Annotated in this window: 20 protein-coding genes and 1 pseudogene; 17 read left to right on the top strand and 4 right to left on the bottom strand. The window is 66.1% G+C overall.

What is annotated here, in order from left to right:
- Positions 1-189 precede the first annotated feature (189 nt).
- The 6 genes and pseudogenes from KYG_RS18270 (at position 190) to KYG_RS18250 (ending at position 2,628) form a co-directional block, all read left to right on the top strand.
- Positions 190-480 (top strand): nucleotidyltransferase family protein, encoded by a 291-nt coding sequence (locus KYG_RS18270; RefSeq protein ID WP_008906417.1) that lies wholly within the window; start codon positions 190-192, stop codon positions 478-480.
- Positions 477-602, top strand: a pseudogene (locus KYG_RS25530) (hypothetical protein); the annotation flags it as partial. The gene KYG_RS18270 and the pseudogene KYG_RS25530, both read left to right, overlap by 4 nt.
- Positions 603-640: 38 nt before the next feature.
- Positions 641-829, top strand: coding sequence for a DUF86 domain-containing protein (locus KYG_RS18265; RefSeq protein ID WP_255344434.1), 189 nt, complete (start codon positions 641-643; stop codon positions 827-829).
- 92 nt (positions 830-921) lie between these two features.
- Complete coding sequence (locus KYG_RS18260) at positions 922-1,233, top strand: hypothetical protein (protein ID WP_008906414.1); 312 nt, start codon at positions 922-924, stop codon at positions 1,231-1,233.
- Between the two features lie 185 nt (positions 1,234-1,418).
- On the top strand, positions 1,419-1,925 hold the full coding sequence (locus KYG_RS18255; RefSeq protein ID WP_050813895.1) for a helix-turn-helix domain-containing protein: 507 nt from the start codon (positions 1,419-1,421) through the stop codon (positions 1,923-1,925).
- Positions 1,915-2,628 (top strand): nucleotidyl transferase AbiEii/AbiGii toxin family protein, encoded by a 714-nt coding sequence (locus KYG_RS18250; protein ID WP_008906412.1) that lies wholly within the window; start codon positions 1,915-1,917, stop codon positions 2,626-2,628. The genes KYG_RS18255 and KYG_RS18250 overlap by 11 nt, the downstream gene beginning before the upstream one ends.
- A gap of 161 nt (positions 2,629-2,789) precedes the next feature.
- On the opposite strand, the gene KYG_RS18245 is transcribed toward KYG_RS18250, so the two are convergent.
- Complete coding sequence (locus KYG_RS18245) at positions 2,790-3,737, bottom strand: M14 family metallocarboxypeptidase (protein WP_008906411.1); 948 nt, start codon at positions 3,735-3,737, stop codon at positions 2,790-2,792.
- Between the two features lie 71 nt (positions 3,738-3,808).
- Here KYG_RS18245 and KYG_RS18240 point away from each other — a divergent pair, with 71 nt between their 5' ends.
- From KYG_RS18240 to KYG_RS18220, 5 genes are all read left to right on the top strand, one after another.
- Positions 3,809-5,227, top strand: a complete 1,419-nt coding sequence (locus KYG_RS18240) for a serine protease (protein WP_008906410.1) — start codon at positions 3,809-3,811, stop codon at positions 5,225-5,227.
- Complete coding sequence (locus KYG_RS18235) at positions 5,224-6,210, top strand: FHA domain-containing protein (RefSeq protein WP_008906409.1); 987 nt, start codon at positions 5,224-5,226, stop codon at positions 6,208-6,210. Before KYG_RS18240 ends, KYG_RS18235 begins: the two co-directional genes overlap by 4 nt.
- Before the next feature lie 31 nt (positions 6,211-6,241).
- Positions 6,242-6,571, top strand: a complete 330-nt coding sequence (locus KYG_RS18230; protein ID WP_008906408.1) for a hypothetical protein — start codon at positions 6,242-6,244, stop codon at positions 6,569-6,571.
- 109 nt (positions 6,572-6,680) lie between these two features.
- On the top strand, positions 6,681-7,007 hold the full coding sequence (locus tag KYG_RS18225; protein ID WP_008906407.1) for a DUF2322 family protein: 327 nt from the start codon (positions 6,681-6,683) through the stop codon (positions 7,005-7,007).
- Between the two features lie 62 nt (positions 7,008-7,069).
- Positions 7,070-7,318, top strand: coding sequence for a hypothetical protein (locus tag KYG_RS18220; protein ID WP_008906406.1), 249 nt, complete (start codon positions 7,070-7,072; stop codon positions 7,316-7,318).
- A gap of 24 nt (positions 7,319-7,342) precedes the next feature.
- Here KYG_RS18220 and KYG_RS18215 read toward each other — a convergent pair whose 3' ends face one another.
- On the bottom strand, positions 7,343-8,605 hold the full coding sequence (locus tag KYG_RS18215) for a phosphatidylserine/phosphatidylglycerophosphate/cardiolipin synthase family protein (RefSeq protein WP_008906405.1): 1,263 nt from the start codon (positions 8,603-8,605) through the stop codon (positions 7,343-7,345).
- 177 nt (positions 8,606-8,782) lie between these two features.
- Here KYG_RS18215 and KYG_RS18210 point away from each other — a divergent pair, with 177 nt between their 5' ends.
- Positions 8,783-9,715 carry a peptidoglycan DD-metalloendopeptidase family protein gene (locus KYG_RS18210; protein ID WP_008906404.1) on the top strand — a complete coding sequence of 311 codons (933 nt, stop codon included), beginning with the start codon at positions 8,783-8,785 and terminating at the stop codon, positions 9,713-9,715.
- Between the two features lie 164 nt (positions 9,716-9,879).
- On the opposite strand, the gene gltS is transcribed toward KYG_RS18210, so the two are convergent.
- Positions 9,880-11,103, bottom strand: a complete 1,224-nt coding sequence (gltS, locus tag KYG_RS18205) for a sodium/glutamate symporter (RefSeq protein ID WP_008906403.1) — start codon at positions 11,101-11,103, stop codon at positions 9,880-9,882.
- A 220-nt stretch (positions 11,104-11,323) separates the two neighbouring features.
- On the opposite strand from gltS, the gene KYG_RS18200 reads away from it, so the two are divergent.
- Both KYG_RS18200 and KYG_RS18195 read left to right on the top strand, forming a co-directional pair.
- The gene (locus tag KYG_RS18200; RefSeq protein WP_182119514.1) at positions 11,324-11,875 is read left to right on the top strand and encodes a pseudouridine synthase; all 552 of its coding nucleotides are present in this window, start codon (positions 11,324-11,326) and stop codon (positions 11,873-11,875) included.
- A gap of 90 nt (positions 11,876-11,965) precedes the next feature.
- On the top strand, positions 11,966-12,733 hold the full coding sequence (locus KYG_RS18195) for an alpha/beta fold hydrolase (protein ID WP_008906401.1): 768 nt from the start codon (positions 11,966-11,968) through the stop codon (positions 12,731-12,733).
- A gap of 22 nt (positions 12,734-12,755) precedes the next feature.
- On the opposite strand, the gene KYG_RS18190 is transcribed toward KYG_RS18195, so the two are convergent.
- Positions 12,756-13,628: a LysR substrate-binding domain-containing protein gene (locus KYG_RS18190; RefSeq protein WP_008906400.1), complete on the bottom strand. Its 873-nt coding sequence runs from the start codon at positions 13,626-13,628 to the stop codon at positions 12,756-12,758.
- A gap of 158 nt (positions 13,629-13,786) precedes the next feature.
- Here KYG_RS18190 and KYG_RS18185 point away from each other — a divergent pair, with 158 nt between their 5' ends.
- Genes KYG_RS18185 through KYG_RS18175 form a run of 3 tightly spaced genes read left to right on the top strand, consistent with a single transcriptional unit; the run spans position 13,787 to position 16,276 of the window.
- Positions 13,787-14,971: a muconate cycloisomerase family protein gene (locus KYG_RS18185; protein ID WP_008906399.1), complete on the top strand. Its 1,185-nt coding sequence runs from the start codon at positions 13,787-13,789 to the stop codon at positions 14,969-14,971.
- Positions 14,972-14,982: 11 nt separating this feature from the next.
- Positions 14,983-15,258, top strand: coding sequence for a muconolactone Delta-isomerase (gene catC, locus KYG_RS18180; protein ID WP_008906398.1), 276 nt, complete (start codon positions 14,983-14,985; stop codon positions 15,256-15,258).
- Positions 15,259-15,295: 37 nt separating this feature from the next.
- On the top strand, positions 15,296-16,276 hold the full coding sequence (locus KYG_RS18175) for a tripartite tricarboxylate transporter substrate binding protein (RefSeq protein WP_008906397.1): 981 nt from the start codon (positions 15,296-15,298) through the stop codon (positions 16,274-16,276).
- The last annotated feature ends 28 nt before the right edge of the window (positions 16,277-16,304 follow it).

Here is a 16,304-nt window from a genome sequence, read left to right as displayed (position 1 = left end):
CCGGGGCGTAGATTTGGTGGAGCCCGGCGCGGTGCGCAACCCCTATGTGATGGACAGCATCAACTGCCACCACGCGACCATCTTTTCAGACGAGAACTCGCTATCTTTTTAGTAGCTGCTGGCGCAATCCCAGAAAGCGCTGAAGGCCAATTTAGCTCGTAAACACGCAGCGCCGCTAAACTTCAAACCATGCGCCCCTCCGAAGCCCTTTCACTGCACCGCTCGCAAATCCGCGAGATTGCCCTTCGCCACCGCGTGAGCAGCGTACGGGTGTTTGGCTCGGCGCTGCATGGGGACGACACAGCCGACAGCGATCTGGATCTGTTGGTAGAGCCCACCGCGCAAACCACGCTGATGGACATTGGCGCGATCCGGTTTGAGCTGAAGCAGTTGCTGGGTATGGAGGTCGATGTGCTCACCCCCAACAGCCTGCCCGCCAGCTTTCGGGATCAGGTGCTGCGCGAGGCGATCACCGTATGAGCCGGGCGCACCCGCTGCGGGTGGCGGACTATTTGCAGCACATCCTGGAAGCTATCGGCAACATTCAGGACTACACGGCTGGGATGGACCTGGCTGCGTTCTTGGCAGACCGCAAGACCTGCGATGCCGTGATTCGCAACCTGCAAGTGATGGGCGAGGCTTGCAACAACGTGGCCAAAACCACCCCGACTTTGCGAAGAAACATGCCCATGTGCCGTGGGGCTTTGCTTGTGAAATGCGCAATGCACTGGCCCACGGCTATTTCACTGTGGACCTGGGCATCGTCTGGCAAACCGTGCAGAACGATCTGCCAGCGCTCAGGGCGCAAGTAGCAGCGATCTCGCTGTAGATTGCTTCTATTTCGATAGCTTGCAGCGCTTATCTATCAAGCGCTAGAGGCAAATTTCATCCAAAGAACAGCAGCACCACCAACGCCCCTCCATGACGCCTCCGTTCACCCCCACCTTCGCCCATGTGCCGCCCGGCCCGCTGGCAGGCCCCTTGCAGTTGCTCCCCATCAACGCCGGCGTGGTGTCCGTCCACGCCGCCGATGGCGTGCATGTGGGCTCGCTCAAACAAGTGGGCGGGGCATGGAAGTTCAAGGCCATGGGCTACGACGCCGCCGGGCGCATGGAGCCGGGCCATGGGCCGCTGACGGAGCAGCACAACATGGCGTTCGCAACGCTTGATGCGACCGAGGTCAGCGCCCGGTTGCTTGGAGCGCCGACCGACGGGCCGGACGCGGCGGCTTGAATCTTTTCAAACTAATTTGCTTCTATTTTTATAGCTGCTTGCGCTTGTACTGCAAGCGCAGAGGTCGAATTTGACCCATAAATATTAAGCCACTCGCATTTCGGGCGGCTTCCATAGCCAATAGACAGACTGAAGTGTTTCTTATATTTGACAAAAACGTATTTTTGCAAATAATGAGAAACACTATGCCATCAAAGGCCCCTATCCTCCCCGAACAGTGCGCGGCCCAGTTGCAAGCGTTGGGCGAGCAAATTCGCCTCCGACGCAAGGCCTTGCGGCTGAGCGCCACAGTGACGGCAGAGGCTGCCGGACTATCACGGGTGACGCTGCACCGCATTGAGAAGGGCGAGCCCTCGGTGACCATGGGCGCGTGGTGCAACGCCCTGGCGGCGCTGGGCATGGAGTTGCAGGCACATACGGGCGCGCAAGGGCAGCCCGCTGCGGCGCCCAACCGCGCTGGGTGGATTCCGGCGCGGGTGGCCCTGGCGGACTACCCGCAACTGCGTGCGTTGGCGTGGCAGGTGCACGGCACGGACACCCTCACGCCTGCCGAAGCGCTGGGCATTTACGAACGCAATGCGCGGCACCTGGACATGGAAGCCATGCCCCCCCACGAAAAGGCACTGCTGGATGCCTTGCGGCTGGCGCTACAGCCCACGGCCCAAAGCGCAGGGGCCAGCGATGCAGTTTGAACGCCCGCACCACCAGCGCATTGCGCATGTGCTAAGCGCGCTGAACGGCGAAACGCTTGTGCAGCATGGCTGCCTGTTTGGCGGCGGCACGTGCATTGCGCTGCGCTATGGCGAATACCGCGAGTCGGTAGACATTGATTTTTTGGTGTCTGACGCGGCGGGCTACCGAGAGTTGCGCCATTTGCTGACCGGCTCCGATGGGCTGGCCGTCATCACGCACGTGCACGCCCCGCCGCTGGTGGTGCTGCGCGAGATCCGGGCCGACCAGTACGGCATTCGCACCCAGGTACAGATGGATGGACAGGCGATCAAGCTGGAGATCGTGCGCGAGGCGCGCATCGCACTGGAAGCCCCAGGTCCTGATGACACCCTGTGCGGCGTGAGCACCCTGACATCCCTCGACCTGGCAGCCTCGAAGCTGCTGGCCAACTCGGACCGGCAAGCCGACGATGGTGTTTTCAGCCGCGACGTGATTGACCTGGCCATGATGAACTTGCCGCTACCCGCCTTGCGTGCCGCGTTGGCGAAGGCGGCGCAGGCCTATGGGCCTTCAGTCGCGCGCGACCTGGGCAAGGCGATTGACCGGCTGCACAACCGCACCGGCTGGCTGGAACGCTGCATGCAGGCAATGGCCATGCAGATGCCCAAGGCGGTGCTGTGGCAAAAGGTGCGGGCGTTGCGGCGCGTGGTGCCTGGCGCTTGACATTGGCCCCTGTGATTCCGTGACGCTGCAGCAGCTCGCGAAGCCATGCCTCTTTAAGCGCTCAGTTTTCAGCGCAGACTTGCTACACCTTTAGTAGCTTCTAGCGCTTACCCATCAAGCGCTGCAGGCCTATTTGGCACTGAAACGATCAGCCAACGGCGTTAACGCGACTCTGCACAAACGAACTCCACCGCAGCACACACCGCCACCACCTGCGCCTCGATGCACTGCTCGGGCGTTGCACGCGGGCTGTCTGGGTAGACCTCCGTCGTCGTGGTGTAGCGCGCCCCGCTGATGCCCGCACACAAGCCCAGCTGCTTCATCGCATAGCGGATCACGCCCGGCGCCACCACGGGTGAGCCGATGATTTCGCCCTTCTCATCCGCAGGCGCAATGTGCGTGACGCGGCCCACGGCCTCGATGATGGCTTGCTGGAATGCGGGCTGGGGGTTCTCCGTGTCGTCCACCAGGTAGAAGCCATCAGGGATGCTGCCGGGCTCGAACACCTTGCCGTCGCGCGCGGCCACGGCGGGGCGGTACTCGGATTCGTCGGTGTCGGTGGTTTCGTGCAGGTCGATGTGGGCAGAAAACGGGCCATATTGGCCCTGGTGCTGCGCCACCAGCCGCATGAGGGCGAGGGATTCCTGCGCGGGCGAGCCTTCCCTGAAGGACCGGTTGGGGTCGATGGCGTCGAAGTTCCAGCGCTGAAACCGCTCGTAGGCCCATGGGCTGACGCAGGGCACCACCAGCAGGTTGGCACGGCCCGCAAAGCGCTCGGCCTGCGTGTCGGCAAACCGCAGCGCGCCGTGCACGCCGCTGGTTTCGTAGCCGTGCACGCCGCCGGTGATGAGCACGCTGGGCAGGCCGGGCTGCCAGTTGCGGCTGCGCAGGGCCCGCAGGGGAAAACGCTCGGCCGGGTGCTGGGCGTCGGCATACACCACATCGCCATACAGCTCTACATCCCACCGGCCCCGCAGTGCCTCCACGGCGGCGAGCACGTCGTCGGCGTAGCTGCGCTGGCGCAACTGGCGCGCGCGCCACTGGTCGCGTTCTGCGGCGCCCCAGGGTTGGCCGGGGGTGCCGATGGGATAGGGATGGGTTTCTTGCATGGGTGTTGGGGCGTTGGGGTGATGCCCGGGCCGTACCTGGCGAGGGGGCAGAGCGTTCATAGAATACCGCGATGCCCTTTTCATTGCCCCGGCCGTTGCGGTTTGCCGCCCTTCCCTTCGTTTTGCTGCTCTGCGCCCTGGCGCATGCGCAGAATGCGCCCCAGCCCCCCGTTGCATCGCCTGCAGCGCCCCCCGCAGAACTGGCGCCAGCCGCACCCGGCGGCGGCGCCGCGCCGCCGCAGGCACCCGCAGCAGCGCCCGATGTGGCGCTGCTGTCGCGCGATGCCCGGCGCATCTACGAGCTGTCGCGCGACAAGCTGGTGCAGATCCGCACGCTGCTGCGCAATGCCAACACGCAGGCGTCGATTGGCTCGGGCTTTTTTGTGTCGGCCGACGGGCTGATCGTCACCAACTTCCACGTGGCCAGCCAGCTGGCGCTGGAGCCCGAGCGCTACCGGGGCGTGTACGTGACGATGGAGGGCCAGGAGGGCGAGGTGGAGCTGCTGGCGTTTGATGTGCAGCGCGACCTGGCCGTGCTGCGCGCCAAGGGCCGCACGGCTGCCGCGCCGGTGCTGGGCTTTCGCCCCGCAGCTGACACGCTGGCGCAGGGCGAGCGCATCTACTCGCTGGGCAACCCGCTGGACATTGGCTTTGCGGTGACCGAGGGCACCTACAACGGTCTGGTCAAGCGCAGCTTTTACCCGCGCATATTTTTTGGCGGCACGCTGAACCCCGGCATGAGCGGCGGCCCGGCGGTGGACGATGCGGGCCGGGTGCTGGGCGTGAACGTGGCCAAGCGGCTCGATGGCGAGCAGGTGAGCTTTTTGATCCCGGCCGAGTTTGCGCAGGCGCTGGTGCAGCGTGCAGCCAATGCCCAGCCCATCACCCAGCCCGCGCATGCCGAGATGACGCGGCAGCTGATGGAGCACCAGCAACTGCTGACCGACCGGTTCCTGAAAGCGCCATTTCGCGAGCAGCGCCATGGCAACTACCGCGTGCCCGTGCCCGACGATGCGCTGGCGCGGTGCTGGGGATCGGGGCGCGACCCTGCGTTCCCCGCGCTGAACCTGGAGCGCACGCAGTGCCAGGCCGACAGCGATGTGGTGGCCGGCGACTTCACCACCGGCGCGGTGCGGCTGGGCTATGAGGCCTACAACGCCCCCACCCTGGGCGCTGCGCGCTTTGCGCGGATGTTTTCGCAAAGCTTTGCCAATGAGCGGCTGCAGATCCGCGGCAACCGCCACCAGACGGCCGTGGAGTGCAGCGAGCGCTATATCGACACGGGCAGCCTGCCGCTGCGTGCGGTGGTCTGCCTGTCGGCCTACCGCAAGCTGACCGGCCTGTACAACATGACGGTGCTGGCCGCCTCGGTCAACCAGCCCACGCAGGGCATGCTGGGCCGCCTGGATGTGCAGGGCGTCTCGTTCGACAACGGCATGAAGCTGGCCAGCCACTACCTGAAGGCGTTCCGCTGGGAGGCCGCGCCATGACGATGCCGACCCTTGGACTGATCGAAGCCTTTGACCGCCACGGCGCCCTGCTGGCGCGCGCGCCCATCACCCGCTGGCCCGTGACGGTGGGGCGGGCGCTGGACTGCGATCTGGTGCTGGACGACCCCTGTGTTGCGCCCACCCACCTGCGCATCGACCGCGCCGTGGAGGCCCCGCGCACGGTGCAGGTGCAGGTGCTGGAGACCCGCAACGGTGCGCGCCTGCAGCGCAGGCACCACGGCCAGGGCGAGCGTTTTGACTGGCCCGATGGCACGCCCATCGACCTCGGCCACACCCACATCACGCTGCGCCTGGCCGACACGCCGATTGCCCAGGAGCAGCCGCTGCCGCAGTTCCCGTGGCGCACGCTGGGCACGACGGCCGCGCTGGTGGTGCTGGTGCTGCTGGCCGGGCTGGGCGAGTCGTGGCTGGATGCACGCGACACCCTGCAATACCTGAAGGCCGTGCCGGGTGTGCTGCTCACGCTGGTGGTGGTGCTGACGGCCTGGTCGGGCGCGTGGGCAGCGGCCAACAAGGTGTTTGCAGGGCGCCTGCAGTTCTGGCGCCATGTGCGCATTGCCTGCGTTGCGGCCCTGGCGGTGGACGCCGTGCACCTGGTGGCGCACCTGACGGCATTTGCTTTCTCGCTGGAAGTGTTTGCCCGGTTCGCCTATCTGCTGATCGTGCTGGTGCTGGCCGGGGCGCTGTATGCCCACCTGGCCACCCTGCTGCCGCGCCGCCGCATCGGCCTGGCCTGGGTGGTGGCGGCCGTGGTGGCATTGGGCGTACCGGCGTGGCTGGGCGCGCAGTGGCTGAACAACATGCGCCTGTCCAAGACGCTGTACTCAAGCAGCATGTTCCCGCCAATGCTGCGCGTGGCACCGGCCGTGCCGGTGGAGCAGTTCCTGCAGGAAGCCGAATCGCTGCGCAGCAAGCTCGACCGCCGCCTGCGCGATGACGGCCAGGCGGACGCAGACGAGTGAGCCAACGCACGGATAGCCCCGCCCCGCCACCATGCCGCGCCGCAAGCCCCACCACCATGTCTACGTGGTCGAGCTCTCCAAAGACGTGCTGCTGGAGCCGCGCTTTCGCCGGTGCAACCCCGGCTACATCGACGGCAAGCCCTGCGTGTATGTGGGCATGACGGGGCTCGACCCGGACGTGCGGTTTGACAAGCACAAGGCGGGCATCCAGGCCAACCGGTATGTCACGCAATACGGCCTGCGCCTGCTGCCCGACCTGTACGAGGGCTTCAACCCCATGCCCTACGAAGAGGCGGTGGACCGCGAGATCGAGATCGGTATCGACCTGCGCTCGGCAGGGTTTGGGGTGTGGCAGGCGTGATGCGCAGACATACCCTGCAAGGAGTTATTACTCCTATATTCATAGCTGTTGGCGCTTGCCTATCAAGCGCCAGACGGCAATTTGATGCAATTTTTACCAAGGCAACGCCATGAACTTCGCAGACCGGCTCCAGCAGCTTCCCCCCGCCAACCACCTTGCCGCCCTGCACCTGCTGGGCGGTGACGGCCAGGTGCTGGCCACCATCGAGAACAAGCCGGGGCAGAAGGGATCGCTGGTGGTGTATGCCGCGCTGGCCGCCCTGTATGGCGGCAGCATCACGCCGGCGGCGGCTGCGCTGGGGCTCGAGTGGTATGCCGAGCATGTGGAAGATGCGCGGGCCTTCCCCGGCAAACACCCCAACATCGACCGGCTGCTGGCCTGGGCGCATGGCAGCGAGAGCTTTGGCGTGCGCTCGGTGCCCATGGCAGGGGCATAGCGCCGCAGCCGCGCCATCAAAACCGGTTACCCTGCGCGGCTGTGCAACCCAAGGATTTCGCGATGAAAAAACTCAATGTCACCATCCAGCTGGAAATGACCGTGCCCGACGACTGGGAGCTGGCCGATACCTCCGAGGGCACGCCGGTCATCAAACTGCCCGACGGCAAGTTCATGGACATTGCGATTGAGCCGCTGTTCGCCACCGACCCGGAAGACATGTGGAGCAGCACCGACGACGAAGATGTGCTGGACGACATTCTGGACATGGTGGAAAGCGAGGCCGTGACCTACGAATTCGTCACGCAATAAGCACGCTGCGGGCCCGTTCCGTCATCAAAGCTGCGACCGCAGCCAGCCGGTCAGCTTCTCGTGCGCCTTCTCGCGCAGGGGGCGGTTCAGCCAGGCCTCGTACGTCATGCGGCGCGAGCGCTGTATGTCGTCTTCAAATACGGCGGTCTGCCGCTGGGCAAACGCCGCGTCATAGACGTTGAGGTTGGCCTCGTCGTTCAGCCGGAACGATCGGTTGTCAAAGTTGGTGGAGCCCACCGACACCAGGAGCTGGTCCACGATCATGACCTTGCAGTGGTACATGGTGGGTTCAAACTCGTAGATCTCGGCGCCGGCCTGCAGCAGGCCGCCCCAGGTGGCACGCGATGCGGCCTTGACGGTTTCGGTGTCGGTGTGCTCGCCGGGCGTGACCATGCGCACGCGCACGCCGCGCGCCAGCGCATCCATCAGCAGCTTGAGCGTGAGCTCATCGGGCACAAAGTACGCCACCGACAGGTCGATGCTGCGCTCGGCCGCCGTGATGGCCAGGTGGTACATGAGCTGCATGCTCTCGCTGCCGCTCGATGGCGAGCTGGAGAACATCTGTGCCCTTTGCGTGCCCGCCGGCGCAATGGCGGGAAAGTACGCCTCGCCGTGCAGCACCTTGCCGGTCACCTTGAGCCAGTTGTCCAGAAACGTGGCCTGCATCTGCGCCACGGCGGGGCCGCGCACCAGGTAGTGCGAGTCGCGCCAGTGCTTGGGGTCGGTGGCGTTGCCCGTCCATTCGGGCGCGATGCCCACGCCACCGGTAAAGCCCACCTGCCCGTCCACCACCAGCAGCTTGCGGTGGGTGCGGTTGTTCATGCGGGCCAGGTTGTACCAGTGCGGTTTGTGGAATTTTTCGATCTGCACGCCCGCTTCGCGCATCTCGGTGAGGTAGCTTTCCTCCATCTTGGAGCTGCCCACCCAATCGAGCAGCACATGCACAGGCACACCCGCGCGGGCGCGTTCGCTCAGGGCATCGGCAAAGGCCTTGCCGATGTCGCCCGACCAGTAGATATAGGTTTCGAAGGTGACGCTTTTCTGGGCCGCCTTGATCGCGGCCAGCATGGGCGGGAAGATCTGGTCGCCGTTGAGCAGCTCGGTCACCTGGTTGCCGCCCACGATGCCCGGCCCCAGCAGGCTGCCCAGCGCGCGTTCAAACTGCGGGCTGGCCGTGCTGTACAGGCGGGGCAGCTGCTGCTGCACCTTTTTTTCACCTGCGGTGAAGTTCAACGCCAGAAGCACCAGCGCGCCCGTGGCCAAGGCGGTCAATAGGATGGTGAGCATGGTGGAGCGGGGGCGACCTGCTGCTTTTTTCATGGCGAGATTGTGGTCGGCCAGTGCGTAACGCAATGTAGGCAAACGCCGCCAGCACGTGCCCGGCGGGCCCGCCAGCCCAAGGGCGTCGCACAATGGCGCGGGGCCTGCGCTGCAAGCCTTTGCCACTTCCACGACTTCGCCTTCATGCCTGCTATATCGCCTACTCCCACCAGCGTCACCGCCACCCCCGCCACCGCCACCGCCATCAGTCGCCGCACCGCCGTGCTGGGCGCAGCCGCCCTGCTGGTGCTGCCGTCGTCACACGCTCGCGACGGCACCCCACCGCCCGCGGGCGCCAGCGTGTGGCCACAGCCGCTGGCCGTGCCGGGCGGCGTTGCCCGGCTGTCGCTGGGCCCCGCACCCACACGGCCTGCAGCGCATGTGCGCCAGGGCGGTGCGGACGTGCCGCTGCTGGTAACGGGCGACATGATCGAGTGGACCGCCGTGGTGGGCATACCGCTGGCGGCAGTGCCCGGCACAGCGCACATCACGGTGGGGCAGGCCAGCGGCGGCACGCGGCAGGAGTTGCCTTACACCGTGGCAGCCAAGCGGTACCAGGAGCAGCACCTCAAGGTATCACCCCGCACGGTGGATCTGTCTGCCGAAGACCAGGCCCGCTTCGAGCGCGAGCGCGACCACCAGGCGGTGGTGATGGCCACATTTACCGAGCAGCCCGCCGGTGTGGCCCTGCCATCGCTGCGCATGCGTGTGCCGGTGCCGGGGCGGCGCTCCAGCTCGTTCGGGCTGCGCCGCGTGTTCAACGGCCAGCCGCGCAATCCGCACAGCGGCATGGACATTGCCGCCGCCACGGGCACGCCCATCGTGGCACCGCTGCCGGGCAAGGTGATTGATGTGGGCGACTATTTCTTCAACGGCGGCACGGTGTGGCTGGACCACGGCCAGGGCTTGCTGAGCATGTATTGCCACCTGAGCAGCATGGATGTGGGCGTGGGCGATGTGCTGCAGGCGGGCGACGCCTTCTGCAAGGTGGGCGCCACCGGCCGCGTGACCGGCCCGCACCTGCACTGGGGGGTGATGCTCAACCGCACCATGGTGGACCCGGCATTGTTCTTGTAACCCCCTGAGCCGCTGCGCGTCTTCCCCCAAGGGGGACGACGCCCTCACTGCGGGGCGGGCCTTGCTCGGCGTCACTCGCTGGCGCCGCGCACTATTCCGGCTCTCGGTTTGAAGCACCGCACTGCGCCATCGCAACGCGGTGAGCCTTGCCAAGCGTCGGCGCGTTACTTCAGGTAGTTGACGAACCCGGTGATGGTCACGGCGTTGAAGAAGTCGATGAACAGCGAACCCACCAGCGGGATCACGAAAAACGCCTTTACCGACGGGCCATTGACGGCGGTGAAGGCCTGCATGTTGGCCATGGCGTTGGGCGTGGCGCCCATGCCAAAGCCGCAGTGGCCCGCAGCGATGACGGCCGCGTCATAGTCGCGCCCCATGAGGCGGAAGGTCACGAAATACGCGAACCCGAACATCAGCACCGTCTGCGCCACCAGGATGACCAGCAGCGGCCCGGCCACCTCGGCCAGCTCCCACAGCTTCATCGACATCAGCGCCATTGCCAGAAAGAACGCCAGCGACACATTGCCCACCACCTCGAACTGGCGCAAGGGCAGCGCGCCGTTGCGCCAGTCGATGATGTTGCGCACCAGCGCCGCCACCAGCATGGGCCCCAGGTACGACGGCAGCGTGATGCCCAGCCCCTTGAGCCAGTTGACCAGCACCGTGCCCGCGCCAATCGACACGGCAATCAGGATGCTGGCGTACATCACCGTGTCGTTGCTGCCCGCCCGGGCAAGGGGCGCCGTGCTGGGCATCGGCGCGGCGAGGGCGCCGGTGCCCACGGCGGTCTGTTTTACACCGTCCACCCCCGGCGCATACAGCCCGTGGCGACGCATCAGCAGGGTGCCCAGCGGGCCGCCAATCACGCAGCCGGCCACCAGCCCATAGGTGGCAGCGGCAATGGCCGCTGGCAACGCGCCTGCCGCCCCCGCCTGCTCCATCAGCGGCCCGAAGGCGGCCGACGTGCCATGGCCGCCCGTGAGCGAGACCGAGCCCGCCGCCACACCGATCAGCGGGTGAACGCCCAGCACCGTGGCGAGCCCCGCGCCCAGCAGGTTCTGCAGCACCACCAGGCCCACAGCGGCTGCCAGAAACAGCGCCACGCCAACGCCGCCTTTCTTGAGCAGCTCGAAACTGGCGGAAAAGCCGATGGTGGTGAAAAACACCAGCAGCAGGAACGCGCGCATGTTGTCGTAAAAACTGAAGGCAAACAGCCCCGCCTGGTGCCCGAACAGCGCGATGAGCGAGAACACCAGCCCACCAATGATGGGCCCCGGGATGAAATAGCGCGACAGCACGCCCACGCGCTTTTTGATGGCTTCACCCACCACCAGCAAGACAGCGGCGATGCCGATGGTCTGCGCAATGTCGAGTTCGATGGTGACCATGGCGGTGTCTCCTTGAGGCCTTGTTGAGAGGATCAGGCAACACTTGCCCCGATGAAAAAGCTATTGTTTATATAGCTGCCCGCGCAAGCTGGTATTGCGCTGGAGCCCGATTTTATAATGAATGCGTGGCCTGCCTGCTCAGCCAGACGCTGAACCCGCCGTCAGACGCCGCCCTGCACGCTGCGGCTATGCTCGCCAGACCACCGCAACGCCCGCTTTCATGACGCCCCGCCTGATCCGTTTCAACAAGCCCTACGGCGTGCTCAGCCAGTTCACCGCCGAAGGCAAATGGCAGGGCCTGAAGGACTACATCGACCTGCCCGGTGTGTATGTGGCAGGGCGGCTGGATGCCGACAGCGAGGGCCTGCTGCTGCTGACCAGCGACGGCCCGCTGCAGGCGCGCATCGCCGACCCGCGCTTCAAGATGGAGAAAACCTACTGGGTGCAGGTGGAGGGCATCCCGGATGAAGCTGCGCTGGCGGCGCTGCGCAGCGGCGTGGTGCTGAACGACGGCCCCACCCTGCCGGCCCGTGCCCGGCTGCTGGAGCCCGCCCCTGCGGTGTGGGAACGCACCCCGCCTATCCGCGAACGCAAGGCCATCCCCACTGCCTGGATCGAGCTGGTCATCCGCGAAGGCCGCAACCGCCAGGTGCGCCGCATGACGGCCGCCGTGGGCCACCCCACACTGCGGCTCATCCGCGCGGCCGTGGGGCCGTATTCGCTGCAGGGGCTGGCGCCGGGGCAGTGGAGCCCCGTCGCACCCACAGCCTGATCGCACGGCGCCGCAAAGACACCTCGCAGCACCCGGCTGCGCCGCGTGGGCACAATACCGGCCTTTTCACCCCAACAGAAAGGCCGAGCCATGTCATCCCTTCACTTTGTGCAGCAAGGCCAAGGCCCCGTCATCGTGCTGAGCCACGCGCTGGGCTGCGACCTGCAGATGTGGGATGGCGTGGCAGCCGCGCTGCAGGACCGCTATACCGTGCTGCGCTACGACGCGCGCGGCCATGGCCGCTCACCCGCCCTGACCAGCCCCTTCAGCATGGACGATCTGGCCGACGACGCAGCCGCGCTCATCCGCCAGCAGGCGCAGGGGCCGGTGCACTTTGTGGGGCTTTCGATGGGCGGCATGGCCGCCCAGGCCCTGGCCGCCCGCCATCCCGATGTGGTGCGCAGCATCACGGTGGCCAACTCTGCCAGCCACTATGACGACGCGGCCCGCGCGGGCTGGCAGACCCGCATCGACACGGTGCGCGCCCAGGGCATGGAAGCCATCGCCGATGGCGCGCTGCAGCGCTGGTTCACGCCCGAGTTCAGGGCAGACGCGCAGGGCAGTGTGCTGGTCGCCGCGCTGCGCGCCGTGCTGGTGGGCACGGCAGCGGCGCCCTACGTGCAGGCCTGCGCCGCGGTGGCCGCCATTGCGCTGGACGCAGGCAACCGCCGCATCACCTGCCCCACGCTGGTGATTGCGGGGTCGCGCGACGAGGCCACGCCACCGGCCATGTCCGAGGCCATCGCCCAAGGCATTGCCGGCGCCCAGCTGCAAAGCCTGCCCGCAGCCCACCTGAGCGCGGTGGAGCAACCGGCTGAATTTGCCGCGCTGGTGCACGGCTTCATCCGCCAGCTCTGAGGGCTGGCAAGCGCTCAGACGCTCAGACCTTGGTCTTGAGCAGCGCGGCAAACTCCAGCGCTGCCGTGCTGCGCGATGCCCCCCGGCGCCACAAGATGCCGGCCTGCCGCACGATCTGCTGCGAGTGCAGGCCGATCACCTGCAGATCGGCGGCGCGCCGCGCAGCCCGCTCGGGCACGATGCTGGCGAGGTCGCCCCACCGGCAGGCGTCGATGAGCGCCTCGACCGACTCCATCTCCACCCGCACCGAGGGCACCACCCCGGCATCGCGCAAGGCGTCGTCGATCAGGCGGCGGGTGGCAAATGCGCGCGGCAACATGGCCAGGGGCACAGTGGACAAGGCCTGCAGTGCCATGCTGCGCCGCCGGGCCAGCGGGTGCCCCCGCTGCACCACCAGTTGCATGCGCTCGGAAAACAGGTGCTCGTTCTCGATCTCCTGGCGTTCGGTGGGATGAAAGGAAATCCCCACGTCAATCTGACCTGCCACCAGTTGCTCCTCCACCGGGCCGGCAAGCAGGTTGCGCACCACTACGTTCACGCCCGGGTACTTGCGGTGAAAGGCGGCCACTGCCGAGGGCACCAGCGTATCGAGGAACGTGGGGATCACGCCCACCGTGAGCGTGCCGGAGCGCAGGCCCGTGAGGTCGGCCAGCGCCATGCGGCCGGCCTCGACCTCCTGCAGGGCGCGCGAGGCGTAGGCGCGAAACTCCATCCCCGCCTGCGACAGCCTGAGCCCCCGCCCCAGCCGCACAAACAGCTGCACACCCAGCTCTTCCTCCAGCTGCCGCAGGCCGTGCGACAGCGTGGACTGCGTGACAAACAGGTTCTGCGCCGACTGCGTGAGGTGCTCGGTTTCGGCGATGTCCAGAAAGTATCGAAGCTGACGGATTTCCATGGCGGCATGCTCCTTGATCGTTCGATTCCATCGAATGATAAGTTGCAAATAAATCATTGGAACGTCATGGGGATTGAATCTAACCTTGCTACTCAACAGCCCCCACCGGCGGGCCCACCCTGATTTCCGGCTCCAGATACCCACAAAGGCACACAGCGATGCAAAGCCGCTTCACCGTCGAACGCATGCAGGCGCGGATCCTGGACATCCCCACGATCCGCCCGCACAAACTCTCGTTCGGCTCCATCAGCCGCCAAAGCCCGGTCATCGTCCAGGTGTGGCTCAAAAACGGCGCCACCGGCTTTGGCGAGGCGGCCACCATTGGCGGCCCCTCGTGGAACGAAGAGTCGCCCGAGAGCATCCTGCACGCCATTCAAAACTACCTGGCCCCGGCCCTCGTCGGCCAGGACGCAGGCGGCTTTGAAGCCGCGCTGGCGCGCATGGACAAGGCCTGCAAGGGCAACGCCTTTGCCAAGAGCGCCGTGGAGATGGCGCTGATCGACGCGGTAGCCCGCACGCTGGGCCTGCCAGCCTGGCAACTGCTGGGCGGCAAGGTGCACCAGAGCCTGCCCTTGGCCTGGACGCTGGCCAGCGGCGATGTCGATCGCGACCTGCAGGAAGCCCACCTGCGCCTCACGCAAAAGCGCCACCACATCTTCAAGATGAAAATCGGCGCGCGCGCGCCGCAGGACGATGTGGCCCATGTGACGCAGATCGCGCGCGGCCTGCAAGGCCAGGCCACGCTCACGGTGGATGTGAACCAGGCCTGGGACGGCAACACCGCGCGCCGCTACCTGCCCCAACTGGTGGAGGCCGGTGTGACGCTGATCGAGCAGCCCGTGGCGCAGTGGAACGTCGAAGCCCTCAAGCACCTCACGGCCACGCTCGATGGCGCGCTCATCATGGCCGACGAAACCGTCTGCACCCCGCAGGACGCCATGATGCTGGCGCGCGAAAAGGCCAGCCATGTGTTCTCGCTCAAGGTGGCCAAGCATGGCGGCCTGATCCGCACGCGCAAGGTGGCCGCCATTGCAGAGGCTGCCGACATCGGCTGGTACGGCGGCACCATGCTGGAGACCTCGCTGGGCAGCGCCGCATCGGCGCATGTGTTTGCCACGCTGGGCAGCCAGCACCATGGCTGCGAGCTGTTCGGCCCGCAGCTGCTGGTGGACGACATCGTCGAATCCCAGATGCCCATCGTCGATTTCGAGCTGCAGCTGCCCGACGGCCCGGGCTTTGGCGTCGAGGTTTCGCTGGCGCAACTTGAACGCTTTGACCGCGCCCGCCAGGGCCTCACTGCCGTGCATGTGGACATGGCCGCACACACCCCCACCCCTGTTTAAGGAGAACACCGATGCTGTTTCTGGTACGTATGGATGTGAACATCCCGCACGACTTCCCGGTAGAGAAAGCCAACGAGATCAAGGCCCGCGAGAAAGCCTATTCGCAGGACCTGCAGCGCGACGGCCGCTGGAAGAGCATCTGGCGCGTGGTGGGCGAATACGCCAACTACAGCATCTTCGATGTGGCATCCAACGACGAACTGCACCAGCTGCTGCAAGGCCTGCCGCTGTTCCCGTTCATGATGATCTCCGTCACACCGCTGGCGCAGCACCCCTCGGCCATCTGAGCCACCCCACCAATACAAAACCCGCGAGACAAACACCATGCCATCCAAACGCCATCTGCTGGCCCTGTTGGCCCTGGCCGGCCTCGGCCTCGCTGCGCACGCACAGCCTGCCGCCACCGACTGGCCGAACAAGCCGATCCGCTGGGTCGTGCCCTTCCCGCCCGGCGGCGCCATGGACGCGATTGCGCGTACGCTGGGCGAAAAGGCCGGCAAGACGCTGGGCCAGCCCTTCGTGATCGAGAACCGGCCGGGTGCAGGTGGCAACATTGGTGCGGACTATGTGGCCAAGCAGCCCGGCGATGGCTACACGATGATGATCACGTCCATCGGCATGGCCACCAACAAGCCGCTGTACAGCAAGCTCAACTACGACCCGGTCAAGGATTTCGCACCCGTCAGCCTGCTGGCCGTGGTGCCCAATGTGCTGGTGACCAACGCCACCCAGCCCGATGTCAAAAACATCAAGGATGTGATTGCCGCGGCGCGCAAGGCACCGGGCAAGCTCACCTATGCGTCGGCAGGCAACGGCACCTCCATCCACCTGGCGGGCGAGGTGTTCACCTCGCTGGCGCAGGTGGACATGCTGCACATCCCCTACAAGGGCAGCGGCCCGGCGGTGTCCGATCTTCTCGGCGGCCAGGTCAACTACATGTTTGACAGCATCACATCGGCGCGCCCGCACATCCAGTCGGGCAAGCTGCGCGCGCTGGGGGTGACCACGGCCAAGCGCTCCAGCACCCTGCCCGATGTGCCCACGCTGGCCGAGGCCGGTGTGCCCGGCTATGAGGTGTCGCCCTGGTTTGCGGTGTTCATGCCGGCATCCACGCCCAAGGCCATCGTCAGCAAGCTCAACAAGGCCCTGCTGGACGCGATGAAGGACCCCGAAGTCGCCAAGCGCTTTGACACCATCGGCGCAGAGCCCGTGGGCTCCACCCCCGACGAGCTGGCCAAGCACCTGGCGCTCGAATCCGAGCGCTGGACCAAGCTCATCACCGAGCGCGGCATCAAGCTCGACTGACCCCCTGTTTTTCGCCCCACCCTTCATC

It is taken from the genome of Acidovorax sp. NO-1, from assembly GCF_000238595.1.
Classification (GTDB): Bacteria; Pseudomonadota; Gammaproteobacteria; order Burkholderiales; family Burkholderiaceae_C; genus Acidovorax.
Note: the sequence above shows the minus strand (reverse complement) of the source record. Positions and strands in the feature narration are given on the sequence as shown.

Bases quoted from the DNA above. Each gene is read 5' to 3' on its own strand.
- KYG_RS18270 (WP_008906417.1), top strand. From the start codon at position 190: ATGCGCCCCTCCGAAGCCCTTTCACTGCACCGCTCGCAAATCCGCGAG.
- KYG_RS18260 (WP_008906414.1), top strand. From the start codon at position 922: ATGACGCCTCCGTTCACCCCCACCTTCGCCCATGTGCCGCCCGGCCCG.
- KYG_RS18255 (WP_050813895.1), top strand. From the start codon at position 1,419: ATGCCATCAAAGGCCCCTATCCTCCCCGAACAGTGCGCGGCCCAGTTG.
- KYG_RS18250 (WP_008906412.1), top strand. From the start codon at position 1,915: ATGCAGTTTGAACGCCCGCACCACCAGCGCATTGCGCATGTGCTAAGC.
- KYG_RS18245 (WP_008906411.1), bottom strand. From the start codon at position 3,737: ATGCAAGAAACCCATCCCTATCCCATCGGCACCCCCGGCCAACCCTGG.
- KYG_RS18240 (WP_008906410.1), top strand. From the start codon at position 3,809: ATGCCCTTTTCATTGCCCCGGCCGTTGCGGTTTGCCGCCCTTCCCTTC.
- KYG_RS18235 (WP_008906409.1), top strand. From the start codon at position 5,224: ATGACGATGCCGACCCTTGGACTGATCGAAGCCTTTGACCGCCACGGC.
- KYG_RS18230 (WP_008906408.1), top strand. From the start codon at position 6,242: ATGCCGCGCCGCAAGCCCCACCACCATGTCTACGTGGTCGAGCTCTCC.
- KYG_RS18225 (WP_008906407.1), top strand. From the start codon at position 6,681: ATGAACTTCGCAGACCGGCTCCAGCAGCTTCCCCCCGCCAACCACCTT.
- KYG_RS18220 (WP_008906406.1), top strand. From the start codon at position 7,070: ATGAAAAAACTCAATGTCACCATCCAGCTGGAAATGACCGTGCCCGAC.
- KYG_RS18215 (WP_008906405.1), bottom strand. From the start codon at position 8,605: ATGCTCACCATCCTATTGACCGCCTTGGCCACGGGCGCGCTGGTGCTT.
- KYG_RS18210 (WP_008906404.1), top strand. From the start codon at position 8,783: ATGCCTGCTATATCGCCTACTCCCACCAGCGTCACCGCCACCCCCGCC.
- gltS (WP_008906403.1), bottom strand. From the start codon at position 11,103: ATGGTCACCATCGAACTCGACATTGCGCAGACCATCGGCATCGCCGCT.
- KYG_RS18200 (WP_182119514.1), top strand. From the start codon at position 11,324: ATGACGCCCCGCCTGATCCGTTTCAACAAGCCCTACGGCGTGCTCAGC.
- KYG_RS18195 (WP_008906401.1), top strand. From the start codon at position 11,966: ATGTCATCCCTTCACTTTGTGCAGCAAGGCCAAGGCCCCGTCATCGTG.
- KYG_RS18190 (WP_008906400.1), bottom strand. From the start codon at position 13,628: ATGGAAATCCGTCAGCTTCGATACTTTCTGGACATCGCCGAAACCGAG.
- KYG_RS18185 (WP_008906399.1), top strand. From the start codon at position 13,787: ATGCAAAGCCGCTTCACCGTCGAACGCATGCAGGCGCGGATCCTGGAC.
- catC (WP_008906398.1), top strand. From the start codon at position 14,983: ATGCTGTTTCTGGTACGTATGGATGTGAACATCCCGCACGACTTCCCG.
- KYG_RS18175 (WP_008906397.1), top strand. From the start codon at position 15,296: ATGCCATCCAAACGCCATCTGCTGGCCCTGTTGGCCCTGGCCGGCCTC.